Raw genomic sequence first — 14,126 nt, 5'->3', positions numbered from 1 at the left:
ATGAAAAGCAGGTAAAATGCTTAAAACAATAACTCTGCATATTCTCTTTTGGATATTCGTCGTTTTATATTTTGCATGGGGATTTGGTCTGGGTGTCGAACCAATGAAATCCATCTACAATGCAGTGTTTTTCCTTCCAGGCCATTTAATTATGGTCTACAGCCTGCTTTATTTTTTGGTTCCAACGTTCCTCTTACATAGAAAGTACTGGCAATTCTTTTTGGGTATAGTCATCTTAGTTATCCTTTGCGGAATCTATACTGTTGTGGCTCAACTGTCACTTACCTCAGACCCACGACTTCAGGGCGCAAGTTTTTCAGTGGGGAGAAATATCCTGCCGTTCATTCATATTGGTGGTATTGCTACCTCTATCAAACTCCTAAAATTCTGGTATATCCAAAGAAAGCAAACGCTCGAGGCTGAGAAGCAAAGAACAGTTGCTGAACTCAAATTATTGAAGGCACAGCTCCATCCCCACTTTTTATTCAATACATTAAATAACCTGTACTCACATACCCTTGAATTTTCCCCGAAATCACCTGAGATCGTTTTAAAGCTTTCTGATTTGCTAAGGTTTATGATCTATGAAAGCAACTCTCCGAGAATCTCTTTGGCAAAAGAAATCGACCTGTTGAAGAATTATATTTCTCTGGAAAAATTGCGCTATGGAGATAGGCTGGATATGTCTGTAAGTATTACCGGAGATATCGAAAAATTTCAGATAGCCCCCCTTTTACTGCTCCCTTTTCTAGAAAATGCATTCAAACATGGAACAAGTAAACAGATTGATCAATGTTGGATAAGCTTTGATCTGGCAATGAATGGCTCATATATGAGCTTTAAGCTTGTTAACAGTATAGACCCGGCAAGCGATAAAGAACTGGCCGCGCCTGGTGGGCTTGGGCTGGAAAATGTAATGAAAAGACTCGAAATTTTGTATCAGGGAAAGTATAAGCTGCATACCCAAAAGATGGAGGAAGTTTATGTGGTAAACCTTGAGCTTCAGTTGGAATTGCTGGAAGAGCAGTATAGAGACCGTTTACAATTATCCAAAATCATTTAATTATGGCTTGCAAATGTATTATTGTGGATGATGAACCCCCGGCAATAAAGATTCTGAAAAAATATATCGATTCGGTTCCGCAACTGGATATTTCTGGCTCGTGTAAAAATGCCTTTGAAGCCTTGGACCTGCTTACAAAGGAGAGAATTGACTTGATCTTCCTGGACATTCATATGCCCAAGCTAATTGGGACAGAGATGTTAAAAACATTACCTCATCCACCAAAAGTAATTTTCACAACGGCTTATAAAGATTTTGCCATTGAAGCCTTTGAACTTGATGCAGTTGATTATTTGCTTAAGCCAATCTCTTTTGAAAGATTTTTAAAAGCGGTCAATAAAGTTTTACAAATTAATCATCCTCTACCTGAATCCCCTGCTTCCACCGTCAGCTTTGTTTATTTCAGGGCTGATAGAAAGATGATAAAAGTCTTCCTGAATGAAATTCAGTATATCGAGAGTTTTAAGGATTATGTGATTATCCATATGGATAATGCACCCGAGCTTAGAGTTAAGATTACTTTAAACCATGTGGAAGGCATGTTACCTAGCAACCAGTTTCTAAGGATTCATAGGTCCTTCATCGTTTCTATCAATAAAATCACGGCCTTCACTAAAACTGATGTCGAAATTGGTAGAAATGAACTTCCTATTGGTAAGAGTTTCACCAATATCTTTTTGAAATTGACTCCTAATAAATCGGACTTACCTAGTGGTATGGCCGAAAGATGACCAACTAGAAATAGTAAAGGGCAATAATTAAATTACATTTTAACGCCTTTTTTAGATTTGATGGTAATTCCAAGTATAAATAGTCCGGCCTTTGGGAACCGGACTATTTATGAAAAGTCCGCTGAAACTTATAGAACCTTTTTAAGCTCCCTTAAATTGTTCTCGAAAACATAATCTCCAAGCTCTCTGCCTTGTCTTTCACCAACTACTACAGCATGTCTAAAATGATAGCCTATATAGATCCTGGATATAGCATTCTCATGGCCCATTTGCGAGAAACTGCTAAGGTGGCGTTCAACTCCAGGAAGATAGTAGGGGCTGGTAACATTCATGTTAATATGGTCAGATTTAAAAAAGGATTTAAAAACCGCTGCAGCAGCACCTCCGGCATAAGCGTGCGTGGAAGGGAACTCTGCTGTTGGTGGAGTGAAGAAACTTGATGTCCAGGTTACATCCCCCACGGTAGCATCAACCCCGTCAGAGTCCCCGGCTCTTATAGCTGTAACAGGTCTCCAGAACTTGTAGTAGGCTTTTCCCTCAAAAGAGGCTATATAGGCGTCAACCACTGCCATTTCAACAAGCCCTAGTAACCTTGCAGCTTCCCAGCCATCCAGTTTTCTATCCTCAATTAAAGTCCTGGCCATTCTGTTCATAGAACTTGCATTACTCTCAATCCAGAAGGCACCAATTTCTGTTTGTTCCTCAGTTCTTAAGGGACATGCGTCACAGCCAAGGGATTTGACCTCATTATAATCAGCTAGGTATTCATTGGAGCTTAAAGGATGAGGAGCTTCATCCCTGAACTGATCTGAGGATCGTATACCAAATGGAGTAAGTTCACCCATATTTGGAGCGTATGCCGCATTCGCAGGCCATACTGGTGGGTTAGCAACCACGAAGGGCATGTAATCAACTCGATATTCTCCCGGTGCAGTACCTCCAATGTATGTTACAAAGCGCAGCGGAAAATCATTCGCTCTTTTGGTCAGTACGGCTGCTGCTGCGGCTTTGCCAATACTAATACCCCGGGTTTTGAGGTCTGAATCCTCAATGCTTGCAAGAACCTCATTTAACCTTTCATCGGCAGCAGCTGTGGACCCAGAAGCAAGCTGGGCAATCATATCCCTCGCTGCCTGCGAAACGGCAGCATCGGCAATAGCATGAATGTTCTTTTTTGAAATATCCCCGGCATCGACTCCTGAATTGTCAAGTGCGTAGGTTTCGTATTTGGGCACTACATTGTTTAAAGCATCGTGCATCGCCAACGTGACCATGGCATAGACCTTTGCTTCTGCTGGCAGTGGCATTTTAGTGTCTATAGCTTGGCTTAAAAACTCGTTCCACTGAAGTACAACCTCACTGCTGTACGAGTTAATCATACCGTTATTAAAGTTTTGGACACCTTTAACATCGGCTGAGTTTGATAATTTGGGATTTAAGAACTCAAGTTCGTCCTTTTGACATGAGCCCATACTTACAAGTAGTAGTAGCCCCCATAAAAGTTTAAATTTTGTTTTCATGGCTTTGATTAATTTGATTTAACCAAATATAACATGATAAACAAAGTGAAGTTTTTATTGTAGATAAATGGCAATTTCTAAGAGTTATATAATCATTTTAGGTAGATAAAAGCATTGATCTGAGGTTGAGAAAAACTTATAGCAAGCTTAACAAGTGATGTTTCTACCATTAATTATATACAACCCTCAAAGTAATAACTGGTCGTGAATTGGTCGTCTTGCATGGAAGGGAAGGGAAGACAAGACATGCATTTAAATTAATTCACCCCTTAAGTATAACCTGCGCTGCTTCCCACAAATCTTTTGCCTGGTAATCATGTAAATCCGGCCTATACTTCTCCCCCACAAGTATAGATCGCACTCCTACTTTGTCAGCAGCATGTAAGTCACGTTCCGAGTCGCCAACCATCCAGCTTTGGGCGGGGTCTATATTATACTTGGCAATGGCTCGCTCCAGCATGAGGCTGTCTGGCTTTCGGGATAGGGACTCAGAAAAGGAAGGATGGCCAGGGGCATAGTAAATTGCATCAATTAATGAGCTACAAGTGCCCTGCAGCTTCTCATGACAGGCTAAAACATCTTCTTTTCTGTACAATTTTTTAGCGATGCCTGCCTGGTTTGTAACCACGATCAGCAGAAACTCGTTCTTCTTCAGCAGCGCCAGCGCCTCCGGCACCCTTGGCAGTACTTCGAACTCATCCAACTTATAGGTATAGTCACCCCTTTCGCGGTTAAGTACGCCGTCGCGGTCCAGGAAAACGCATTTCTGCTTTTGCATAAGTTAAATAATAGTGAGGGCGCTAAATTAAACAAAACTTCGTTGGAAGAGCACTACCTTTTTAGGTAAGAGCGTAACAGATGTACAAAAAAGCTGTTTATATAAATAGACCCAAGCCACAGGTTCTATTAGTTTGTGAGAGGTAAGCGTATGAGAGTTGCAATTATAGGTGCAGGCATTTCGGGTTTGGCTTTAGCGTATTACCTCCAGAAACTGGGAGTAGCTTATGACTTGTTTGAGGCCAGTTCTCAGGTGGGTGGTGCTTTGCGGACTCTGAAAATAGGTGGTTACCTGCTGGAACTGGGGCCAAACTCGCTTCAGTATTCCCGGGAACTACAGGACCTGGTACGAGAACTAAAGCTGGAAAAAGAGGTGATGGCTGCTGCCCCGGCAAAAGATCATCAGTACATACTCCGTGATGGCAGCTACCATAAATTACCAACCTCACCTTTCTCCCTGTTATCTAACAATTTCTTCTCCTGGAAAACAAAGTACCGCCTGCTACAGGAGAAAGACGTACCGCCCGCTGACATTGATTATGAAACGGTAGCTCAATTCTTTGAGCGCCGGTTTGGAAAAGGTATTCTGGAATATGCGGTTAACCCATTCATCACAGGCATTTTTGCCGGAGACCCCGAAAAATTGCTCATTAATAAAGCAATGCCGCACCTAAAAGCAATGGAAGCCGAGTATGGGTCTGTTTTAAAAGGCCTGGTACATCAGAAAGATGGTTTGGGTGCTAATGATGTTTTTTCGTTTGTAGAAGGTATCGGTACGTTACCTAATGCCATTGCCGGTAAACTTGTATCGCTGCACACGGAGCACCGCGTAGAAATAATTACCCGTAGCCAGGGGAAGTATGTTATCTCCTGCGCCTCCTCCGGCGACCATGACACAGAAGAATATGACATGGTAGTACTGGCTTTACCTGCTCACCAGGCAGCAGACCTGATGCACTTTACCTTTCCTGGTATGGCTGCAGCACTACAGAACATCAACTACCCGCCACTTGCCATGGTATACTCCGTGTACAACCGCCATGAGGTGGGACATCCTTTAAACGGTTTTGGGGCACTGCACCCCAAGGTAGAGAATACCTTTGCGGCAGGCTCTTTCTGGACCAGCTCCGTTTTCGACGGACGGTGCAGACCGCACGAGGTACTCCTCACTACTTTTGTAGGGGGCACCCAGTATGCGCAGAACGCCCTGACGGAGCGTTCACAGCTAATGCGACGCGTGCACAATGAATTAAGTCATCTTTATGACATCAAAGCTGAGAAGCCAATTTTCCAGTATGCACACCTCTGGGAGCATTCTATTCCGCAGTATGATCTGTACATAGAGGATGCCCATAACATGGCAAAAGAGCTGGAGCAGGATGGAATGTTTATCTCGGCAAACTGGCAAGCTGGTGTTTCTGTAACGGCATGTATCCGACATGCAAAAGAGCTCGCTTACAAAATTAATTTAAAGAGGCCCCTAGTCTTGAATAGCTGATTAACTATATTTGGGCCATGAAAGACGCACTTGTCATCATCCCAACCTATAACGAAAGGGAAAATATTGAGGCAATGGTTAGGAGGGTGATGTCGCTGAGCCACCCGTTTGATCTCCTGATCATCGACGATGGATCACCGGATGGCACCGCCGACATCGTGCGCGACCTGCAGTTAGAGTATTCTAACCGCCTTCACCTCGAGACCCGCTCCGGAAAACTAGGACTTGGCACCGCTTATATACACGGTTTTAAGTATGCGCTCCGTCACAATTATGAATACATTTTTGAGATGGATGCTGATTTCTCACACAATCCTGAGGATCTTTTACGCCTTTATAACGCTTGTGCCAAGGAAGGCTACGACATGGCTATAGGAAGCCGCTACATAAAGGGGGTAAATGTAGTAAACTGGCCGATGAGCCGTGTACTGATGTCTTATTTTGCCAGCCACTATGTGCGGGTGATTACAGGTATGCCCATTCAGGATACAACAGCCGGCTTTAAGTGCTACCGCCGCAAAGTACTGGAGACAATCCAGCTGAACAAGATCCGTTTTGTAGGTTACGCTTTTCAGATCGAGATGAAGTTCCTGACATATAAGTATGGATTCAAGATAAAGGAAGTGCCCATTATTTTCACCGACCGCACAAAGGGTGTATCAAAAATGTCGTCGGGTATTTTTAAAGAAGCAGTAATGGGTGTGCTGCAAATGAAAGTAAACAGCATTTTCCGCCATTTCGACAGATACGAGGTATAGCAACAGCCTTCAATATTGACCTTTACTCGTTTCGGTTTAGCATAAAGTATTTTACTTTAGTGGTAGAACAAATGCTATTTTGAACTACTTTTACAGGTTCAGGTATAGTGGTATAGTAGAGTTACTTGCTAAAGTTAACACGCTGAGTATTTCACCCTTATGAACGATATTCTTTTCTGGATCATATTTAATGTTTTTGTTCTCCTGCTGTTAGGGCTGGACCTCTTTGTGTTTCACAGAAAAGAGCATGAGGTGAAAATAAAGGAGGCGCTACTATGGAGCCTTTTCTGGATCCTGCTCTCGCTGGGCTTTAACCTTCTGATATATTACTGGCGCGGACCTGCCCCTGCATTGGAGTTTCTCACAGGTTACCTAATCGAAAAGTCGCTGAGCGTAGATAACCTGTTCGTGTTTATCATGATCTTCAGCTACTTTAAAGTTCCGCTTAAGTTCCAACACAAAATACTCTTCTGGGGAATTATAGGAGCTTTAGTTCTCCGGGCCATATTTATTGTGGTAGGGGTCGCGCTTATTGCTAAATTTCATTTTATCATTTACATTTTAGGGCTTTTCCTGGTGTTTACCGGTATTAAAATGGCTTTCTCTCATGGCGACGAAGAGGTACACCCTGAGAATAATCCGCTGGTAAGCTGGGTTAGTAAGCATATCCGGATCACGAAGCAACCTGTAGGAGGCAAGTTCTTTACCAAAATAGACGGGAAGTGGTTTGCCACACCGCTTTTCCTGGTCCTGATCATGGTTGAAAGCACAGATGTGGTTTTTGCAGCAGACTCCATTCCGGCCATTCTCGCTATTTCCAAGGACCCTTTTATTGTTTATACTTCTAATGTCTTTGCTCTATTGGGGTTACGTGCTTTGTACTTTGCACTGGCTGGAATCATGCAACTATTCCACTACCTGCATTATGGACTGTCGGTAATTTTGGTTTTTATCGGAGCCAAACTTTTATTAAGTGATGTTGTGGAAATAGACATGCGGTACGCCTTGCTGGTAGTTGGTGCAATTCTGGCTATCTCCGTTATTGCTTCCCTCCTTTTCCCAAAGAAACCAGAAGAATTACCGGAGCCACCAATTAAGGATGAGCCTGAGAACAAAAAAATAGTGAACCCATAATTTGGAATTGTAAAATTTATTCCTTTTAATTACAGTTCAAAACGAAAGAAACATGTATTTATCTTACGCCATTCTATTTACCAATTCTATGAAGGTTCCTCCTGCGGGGCTCCGGTGGTAGATATTTTGTGCGTACAGGAAGTACAAGAACATACCAAAGGGGCCCCGCAAGCAGCGGGGCCCCTTTTTGTTTTACATCTTTATTTGGAATCAATTTTAAAACAAATGCAAAAAGAGTAATCCGATTTTAATCAATGTAGTCATGAGAGCAAGTAGAAAAACCATCGATCAATTACCACAGAGTAGCTTCCGAAAGGCAGACGGCAAACTCGTGATGATCGCTGGACCATGTAGTGCCGAAAGTGAGGAACAGATGCTAAAAACAGCTCAACTTCTGAAAAATGTAAATGGTATTTCAGTATTCAAAGCCGGCATCTGGAAATCACGCACGCGCCCTAATAGCTTTGAGGGTGTTGGCACTGTGGGCTTGCAATGGCTGGATAAAGTAAAGCAGGAAACAGGTTTGAAAACTGCCTGCGATGTAGCTAACGCCCAACAAGCTGAAGAGGCCCTGAAGTACGGTGTTGACATGCTGATTATAAGCGGCAGAACAACTGTAAACCCTTTCGCTTTAGAAGAGATAGCTGCTGTTCTGAAAGGCACAGCAACACCTCTGTTGATCAATAACCCTGTTTACCCTGACCTGCACCTGTGGATGGGAGCAATAGAGCGATTCTATAAAGCAGGCTTGACAGATGTAGCGGCTATTAACAGAGGCTTTACAGCAGATGAGCAGTGTATTTACCGTAACCATCCACGCTGGGACCATATGCTGCACCTGAAACAACTTTTTCCTGAACTGCCTGTACTTTGTGATGCAGCACATATTGCAGGAAGAAGAAGCCTGCTATACCCTGTAAGCCAGAAAGCAGTGGACTTGGGCGTTAACGGTTTATTATTTGAGGCACACCACTGCCCTGCGGAAGCTTTGAGTAGTCCACAGCAGCAGTTAATGCCTCAGGAATTGGATTTACTTATAAACGCGGTACACACGAATGTTAAGTTAACAGGTACTAATGAACTGGTTGAGGAGTTAGATGAGCTCAGCCAGCAGATAGACAGCCTTGATGATGCTATGCTGGAGCTTATGCTGAAACGAACTGAAGTAACTGCCAGGTTAGGGAGCTATCAGAAGGCAAATGTTAAAAGTGTTCCACAAAGCGTTAACTGGGACCAGGTACTGGAGAGCCTTGTTAAAGAGGCAAACCAGGCTGGTGTAGACCAAAACTTACTGCAGAACATATTTCAGGTGGTTCGGGAGCACTACGCTCAAACCTATCGCTTAAAAGCATGAAAGCAACAGCACCTGCAGGAATTAATTCCTGCAGGTGCTTATTTTAACCTTGTGTTTAGTATAAATCCATACTTTCTGCGGATTAACTGGCAATAAAGGAGTGACAGTTAAAAACTATAGTTTATAGAAGATGAACCGGGCACGTTTTATAACTTTGCTGTGTTAAGTAGCAGCATCATCTAAAAAAGATATTTTTCAAATTATGAAAACACCTATTTCCCGTCTCCGCACCATCGGCATCTACGAAGGGATCTCTTTCCTGGTACTACTCGGAATTGGTATGCCACTTAAATATATGGCAGGCATTCCCGAGGTTGTTAAATATGTTGGTTGGGCACACGGCGTTTTGTTTATATTATATATCGCGGCGGTACTACAGGTCACTTTAGTACATCGCTGGTCTGTTGCCAAAGTCGCGGTAGCAGTTATTGCCTCTCTCCTGCCATTCGGTCCTTTTGTACTCGACAGGAAACTCCTGCAGCAGGAGGAGACAAAGGCACAGGAGAAACCGGTAAAGCAGGTAGCTTAGCCTGATTTATAACAGAAAAAGCAAGGGGCTCATTCTCACGAATGGGCCCCTTGCTTTTTGTTGTAACCAATAACTCATCTAAAGATTCGCATGCCACCTGATCTTGCTTCCATTGGATTCAGGTGCTTGTTAATGGTGTAGGTAAAGCTTAACATGAAGTACTGCCCCAGTGAATTGAGTGTCTCCCTTTCAACATAAAGTGAGTTAGCAGTTTGGTTTACGCCCATGCTTCTGTCCAGTAAGTTTATAGCTGCTAGCTTCAACTCTCCGGTATTGTTCTTAAGAAGCTGCTTTGATATTGACATGTTCCAGAGTGGGATGCTCTGGTTAAAGTCTGAATCTGGGTTATTGTACACCAGGTAATCAAACGTTGTGTTAAAGTTGAAAGTCTTCAGGAAGCGGTAGTTTACTTCACCTGCATATGTTTTGTTAAAAAAGAGCTGGTTCGCAATTTCAGCCTGCTCAGACTTTGTACGCTGAGCTGTCAGATCAGCACGCAAACTAAACTCGAAGTCCTCTTTCAGGCGGTATGAATACCGGATATTACCTGTTGCACTTCTGATGTTGATATCATTCTCCACATCATTCTGCACGTTTACAGTGTGTTGTTCGCGTAAATTAGTCCCTAAGGTAAAGCGGCTGTTATACTTCTTGATCGGAAAGCTGAAGTTACCAAAGGCTGACACCATCGTGTTGTCGTCAACGTTTACCGGCTGCGTTGTCCGCACAAAGTTCTCATCAAAGCTTTGAGCATTCGTGATGGCATTAGTAGTATAGTTCAGGGTTATCATTCCAAAGAAGCTCAAGAGCGTACCAGCATCAAAGCTGCTATAGTTAAGCCTCCAGTTATGCATATAAGCTGGTCTCAGGTTCTCGTTACCAACGTATAGGTTCAAGGGATTACTGTTATCTACAATGGGCTGTAACTGACGTATTGTTGGCTCCTGCACATTAGTTTCATAGTTAAAGTTCATGCGCCTGTTATTCGCAAAGTCATAGTTAAACTGTGCAGTAGGCAACACGTTCTGGAAAGAACGCTTTACGTCCGTATCTAACAGCAGCATCTCACCTTCCAATTTGCTTTGCTGCAAACTCGAACCAACTGTCAGGTTATACTTCTCACGGTTGACCTTGTAGTTTAGTCCTGCTTTATGATATAAAAAGTCGCTGTTATACTTATTGCTCAGTGCCATGTTCAGTTCTCGCTGCTCACTTTCCAGATCAAATACTTCACGATCTACCTGATTTAAATCTTGCCTGAAGCTATAGTTTGTTTCCAGGTACATTCTGTTACCAAGAGGCTCTGTGTAAGATAAGGTTAAACCATAGGTTTGGGCATTGTTATCCTGCTCGCTTTCTTGTTTTAAAATGTTACTGGGTCTGTTTAAGAATTCGTTTACCGCATCAAGCTGGCCTTTGCTATCGTTTTGATTTAATGAAAACTGTATGTTTGCTGAAAAATATCTTCCCGGTTTTCCGAATCTGTGGCGGTACAAAAGATTTGAATTCAGGTTAAATACATTTCCTGTTGCTGTAGCATTGCGAATACCTTTGTTTTGCAGTAACCCCTCCGGAGAAAAGGTTTGGCTCTGCCCTCTCTCATTCTGCACCGTTTCTGTGTAGCCAAAGTTACCAGTAAGCTTGAGTGAGTTGAGAGAATCAATTTTCTGGTCCAGCGAGAAGTTACCACGATGGTTCAGGTTAGAAGTTTCCTGGTGGGTATTCTCATCAGACAGGAAGCTGCCGCGTGGCGAAAAAGTCTCACGCGTTACATCCCGGCTAATGTTCTGGTCCAGGTTATTAAAAAAATAGCTTCCGTTCGCCTCTGTTTTCTTTGTAAACTGATTGTTGAAGTTGAGGCCTGCTGCCTGGGTATCCATCATCCCATTCATTCGTCCGCCGAAATTGAGAGGGACGCCATTTGTGTTGTTAGTAGTAATCATGATCCTGCCACCGCCCATTTGAGTAGCACCTCCTCCACTAAAGTTCATGTATTCATCAAAGCCAAACCCCTGGCTATTCACATTATTTGCCATTCCCAGAAAAGAAAGTTGCTTACCTTTGCTAAACCGGTTAAGGCTACCTTTTGCCTGATAACGCTCATTTGTACCTACTCCAGCCATCACATTACCGAAGGCGCTGTTCCGCTTCTCCTCTTTTAGCTGCAGGTTTATTGTTTTCTCACGCTTTCCGTCGTCAATACCTGAGAACATGGCCTGGTCAGATTTTTTGTCAAATACCTGTACTTTGTCTATGGCATCGGCTGGCAGATTCTTGGTTGCCATTTTGGGATCTTTGCCAAAGAACTCTTTGCCATCAACCGTTACCCGCTGCACCTTCTCCCCTTTTACTGTGAAATTCCCCTCTGCATCCATCTCTACACCTGGCAGCTTCTTGAGCAGTTCCTCTGCAGCTGCGTTTGGTTGCGTCTTAAAAGATCCTGCATTATACTCTATTGTGTCTTTTTTTATCACCACAGGACTCTTCTCGCCTTCCACCAACACTTCTTTCAGTTCATTGGATGCCGGCTTTAGTTTTATAGTACCAAGGTCAACCATGTCAGAATCTGTGGGTGGCGCTATCTTCTTAAAGTATGTGTCAAAGCCAAGGAAAGAGATTTTAAACAGGTATTCTGCTCTGCTTACGTTCTTCAACTCAAAAACACCTTGTGTATCTGTAGCGCCAAAGCTTACCAGTGAAGAATCTTTAGGCTGCAGAAGGAGTACCGTAGCAGACGGTAAAGCGGCATCAGTGTTATCCAGTACACGCCCCTTCAGCGTAAATTTTTGGGCGGAGGAGGCGTGACCAATCATCAGAAAGGTTAATAGTAGTAGCTTTTTCATAGTCTTACTTTTAATATGCGCAGATTAGTTTCTGATTATAAAGTTGCCATTACCCATCTTCTTCATTTGCTCGGCAATAAGCTCCTGGTATTCTTTTTCTGTTACTTTTTCTCCTTTGGCAGGCTGCACCAGATCATTCTTCTTCAGGTTCCTGAGTTCAACTTTCGTAGCCTTGGTTATCCTTAACCCATTGTCAAAATCAACTTCAAGCACAGCACCTGGCAGCGAGTTGTAGTTATCCGGACCCAATGAAGGCCTTAATTGATCTGTATACCAGGCAACGGTGGTCTTATTTGTTTTTTCGTCTGTGTAGAAAGCTTGTCTGCAGGTGTAGCCTTGAATAACCTTAGTTCCATTTCCAAACTTCCACGGAAGGATCGTCAGGGAATCATGGATAAGATAGTTTTTCCCCATGAACTCCCGAAGGCTTACTTTCTTAGCTTCGGCAGTGTTGAGGTATGTCTGGTTCTGAGGGGTCCGCATTATCACCATCTGACCTCCGTTACCTGCTGCAGCCATGTCATCCTGCTCATCGATCAATGGCTTGTAAAGAGATTCAGTATCATTGAAAGTAAGTATCTGCCTTGTGGTTCTGAACTCCGGAATCCTGTCCTTCATTGCTTCACGCTCCTGGGGAAGGTTGCGGTGCATGTTGATCTTTGTTTCGAACGTAATTGCCCCCTGCGACTGGGCTGAAGCGAACGGGGACACTATAACCAGCATCCATGCTCCGAGAATGGTAAGTATACTTTTCATAACCTTTCTTTTTTTAAGTAAAAGTATGGGTTATGAATATGCGAAGTAGTTAATATCTGTTAACAAGAAGTTAAAGAAAAGTTAAAGTTTGCAGGAGTTCAGATTATCCTTCTTTTATGGCATTATCAGCAGTAGCCTTACGCGCCATACTTTGTGAGATAACACTGGCGGCCAAAAGCTGCAGCGCATGGTAAAGCATGATGGGGAGCAGAATGATACCTACCATGTTAGCATCAGGAAAAAGCACCTTTGACATGACAGTACCATGCACCAATGACTTTTTGGAGCCACAGAAGATGGCAGTAATGCGGTCTTCGCGGTTAAAGCCCAGCACGCTGCTGATGGCATGTATAACTCCATACACCAGGAAGAATAAAGCAACCATAGCAGCTCCAAGTGCAAGGATATCTATGAAACTATAGCCGCTGAACATTTTACGGGCAAACGACTCGCTAAAGGAGGTATAAACGATGAGTAAAATGATCACCTGATCGAAAACACGAAGCCTGCTTTTGTTTCGCTCGGCAAAGCCTCCCCAGTACCGGTGCAGAAGTATGCCTACTATTACCGGCATCAGCACCTGTAATATCAGTTTGCCCATTATACTTCCCAGATCAAAGCTTTCGGTGCTGGAAGTAAGGAAAAGACCCATCCAGAGCGGGGTAATAAAAATTCCCATCAGGCTAGAGATACTGGCATTGAAGATAGCCGCCGGTATATTGCCACCAGCAATAGAGACCATCACAACGGAAGAGGACACTGTGGATGGCAAAGCAGCCAGGTAGAAAGTGCCTAACCAAAGTAGCTCTTTGTTTCCCCCTTCAAAGAAGGGGTGCAGGGATAATATCAGCAAAGGAAAAAGAACAAATGTGCTGAGTTGTACCACCAGGTGAAGGCGCCAGCTGCTTAGGCCCGCTTTGAGCTTCTCCGGGCTCAGGCGCAAACCATAAAAAAAGAAGATAGCAGAAACACCATAGTTCGCGACATCTCCTAGCGATATTGGCTCCCGATCCAAACCTATCTGGGGCCACAGGTAGGCGAACAGTATCATCAGGATCAGGGCCAGCAAGAACCAATCCAGCCCGAAACGTGCCGCTGCAGCGCCCACGCGCGGAATAAGACCTACCGCTTTCCCAGCTTCTTTTACCGTTTGCTGTTTGTCG

12 protein-coding genes are annotated in these 14,126 nt (G+C 43.5%); 7 read left to right on the top strand and 5 right to left on the bottom strand.

What is annotated here, in order from left to right:
• Positions 1-16 precede the first annotated feature (16 nt).
• Positions 17-1,063: a sensor histidine kinase gene (locus ACFSRY_RS05785; RefSeq protein ID WP_377503974.1), complete on the top strand. Its 1,047-nt coding sequence runs from the start codon at positions 17-19 to the stop codon at positions 1,061-1,063.
• 23 nt (positions 1,064-1,086) lie between these two features.
• Positions 1,087-1,794, top strand: coding sequence for a LytR/AlgR family response regulator transcription factor (locus tag ACFSRY_RS05780; RefSeq protein ID WP_377503972.1), 708 nt, complete (start codon positions 1,087-1,089; stop codon positions 1,792-1,794).
• A gap of 128 nt (positions 1,795-1,922) precedes the next feature.
• Here the strand turns inward: ACFSRY_RS05780 and ACFSRY_RS05775 are convergent, their stop codons facing one another.
• Both ACFSRY_RS05775 and ACFSRY_RS05770 read right to left on the bottom strand, forming a co-directional pair.
• The gene (locus ACFSRY_RS05775) at positions 1,923-3,314 is read right to left on the bottom strand and encodes a vanadium-dependent haloperoxidase (RefSeq protein ID WP_377503970.1); all 1,392 of its coding nucleotides are present in this window, start codon (positions 3,312-3,314) and stop codon (positions 1,923-1,925) included.
• A 262-nt stretch (positions 3,315-3,576) separates the two neighbouring features.
• On the bottom strand, positions 3,577-4,092 hold the full coding sequence (locus tag ACFSRY_RS05770) for a D-glycero-alpha-D-manno-heptose-1,7-bisphosphate 7-phosphatase (RefSeq protein ID WP_377503968.1): 516 nt from the start codon (positions 4,090-4,092) through the stop codon (positions 3,577-3,579).
• Positions 4,093-4,242: 150 nt separating this feature from the next.
• Here ACFSRY_RS05770 and hemG point away from each other — a divergent pair, with 150 nt between their 5' ends.
• The 5 genes from hemG (at position 4,243) to ACFSRY_RS05745 (ending at position 9,364) form a co-directional block, all read left to right on the top strand.
• Positions 4,243-5,589, top strand: coding sequence for a protoporphyrinogen oxidase (gene hemG / locus ACFSRY_RS05765; RefSeq protein ID WP_377503966.1), 1,347 nt, complete (start codon positions 4,243-4,245; stop codon positions 5,587-5,589).
• A gap of 17 nt (positions 5,590-5,606) precedes the next feature.
• Positions 5,607-6,347, top strand: a complete 741-nt coding sequence (locus ACFSRY_RS05760; protein WP_377503964.1) for a polyprenol monophosphomannose synthase — start codon at positions 5,607-5,609, stop codon at positions 6,345-6,347.
• Positions 6,348-6,506: 159 nt separating this feature from the next.
• A complete protein-coding gene (locus tag ACFSRY_RS05755) occupies positions 6,507-7,481 on the top strand; it encodes a TerC family protein (protein ID WP_377503962.1) in 975 nt (324 codons plus the stop codon).
• A 262-nt stretch (positions 7,482-7,743) separates the two neighbouring features.
• Complete coding sequence (locus ACFSRY_RS05750) at positions 7,744-8,835, top strand: chorismate mutase (protein WP_377503960.1); 1,092 nt, start codon at positions 7,744-7,746, stop codon at positions 8,833-8,835.
• A 202-nt stretch (positions 8,836-9,037) separates the two neighbouring features.
• The gene (locus ACFSRY_RS05745; RefSeq protein WP_377503958.1) at positions 9,038-9,364 is read left to right on the top strand and encodes a DUF3817 domain-containing protein; all 327 of its coding nucleotides are present in this window, start codon (positions 9,038-9,040) and stop codon (positions 9,362-9,364) included.
• A 74-nt stretch (positions 9,365-9,438) separates the two neighbouring features.
• Here ACFSRY_RS05745 and ACFSRY_RS05740 read toward each other — a convergent pair whose 3' ends face one another.
• The 3 genes from ACFSRY_RS05740 to ACFSRY_RS05730 all read right to left on the bottom strand — a co-directional run bounded on the left by ACFSRY_RS05740 (position 9,439) and on the right by ACFSRY_RS05730 (position 14,014).
• Positions 9,439-12,207: an outer membrane beta-barrel protein gene (locus tag ACFSRY_RS05740; RefSeq protein ID WP_377503956.1), complete on the bottom strand. Its 2,769-nt coding sequence runs from the start codon at positions 12,205-12,207 to the stop codon at positions 9,439-9,441.
• Positions 12,208-12,231: 24 nt separating this feature from the next.
• Positions 12,232-12,963 (bottom strand): GLPGLI family protein, encoded by a 732-nt coding sequence (locus ACFSRY_RS05735; RefSeq protein ID WP_377503954.1) that lies wholly within the window; start codon positions 12,961-12,963, stop codon positions 12,232-12,234.
• Between the two features lie 103 nt (positions 12,964-13,066).
• The gene (locus ACFSRY_RS05730) at positions 13,067-14,014 is read right to left on the bottom strand and encodes a bile acid:sodium symporter family protein (RefSeq protein ID WP_377504415.1); all 948 of its coding nucleotides are present in this window, start codon (positions 14,012-14,014) and stop codon (positions 13,067-13,069) included.
• Positions 14,015-14,126: the final 112 nt, after the last annotated feature.

Source organism: Pontibacter locisalis (assembly GCF_042684605.1).
GTDB classification, from domain to species: Bacteria; Bacteroidota; Bacteroidia; order Cytophagales; family Hymenobacteraceae; genus Pontibacter; species Pontibacter locisalis.
The sequence above is the reverse complement of the archived record's forward strand: the minus strand, read 5'-3'. Positions and strand labels throughout refer to the sequence as shown.

Coding starts and splice junctions, on each gene's coding strand:
- ACFSRY_RS05730 (WP_377504415.1), bottom strand. CDS start 14,014: ATGATACTGTTCGCCTACCTGTGGCCCCAGATAGGTTTGGATCGGGAG.
- ACFSRY_RS05745 (WP_377503958.1), top strand. CDS start 9,038: ATGAAAACACCTATTTCCCGTCTCCGCACCATCGGCATCTACGAAGGG.
- ACFSRY_RS05775 (WP_377503970.1), bottom strand. CDS start 3,314: ATGAAAACAAAATTTAAACTTTTATGGGGGCTACTACTACTTGTAAGT.
- hemG (WP_377503966.1), top strand. CDS start 4,243: ATGAGAGTTGCAATTATAGGTGCAGGCATTTCGGGTTTGGCTTTAGCG.
- ACFSRY_RS05740 (WP_377503956.1), bottom strand. CDS start 12,207: ATGAAAAAGCTACTACTATTAACCTTTCTGATGATTGGTCACGCCTCC.
- ACFSRY_RS05760 (WP_377503964.1), top strand. CDS start 5,607: ATGAAAGACGCACTTGTCATCATCCCAACCTATAACGAAAGGGAAAAT.
- ACFSRY_RS05770 (WP_377503968.1), bottom strand. CDS start 4,092: ATGCAAAAGCAGAAATGCGTTTTCCTGGACCGCGACGGCGTACTTAAC.
- ACFSRY_RS05750 (WP_377503960.1), top strand. CDS start 7,744: ATGAGAGCAAGTAGAAAAACCATCGATCAATTACCACAGAGTAGCTTC.
- ACFSRY_RS05785 (WP_377503974.1), top strand. CDS start 17: ATGCTTAAAACAATAACTCTGCATATTCTCTTTTGGATATTCGTCGTT.
- ACFSRY_RS05735 (WP_377503954.1), bottom strand. CDS start 12,963: ATGAAAAGTATACTTACCATTCTCGGAGCATGGATGCTGGTTATAGTG.
- ACFSRY_RS05755 (WP_377503962.1), top strand. CDS start 6,507: ATGAACGATATTCTTTTCTGGATCATATTTAATGTTTTTGTTCTCCTG.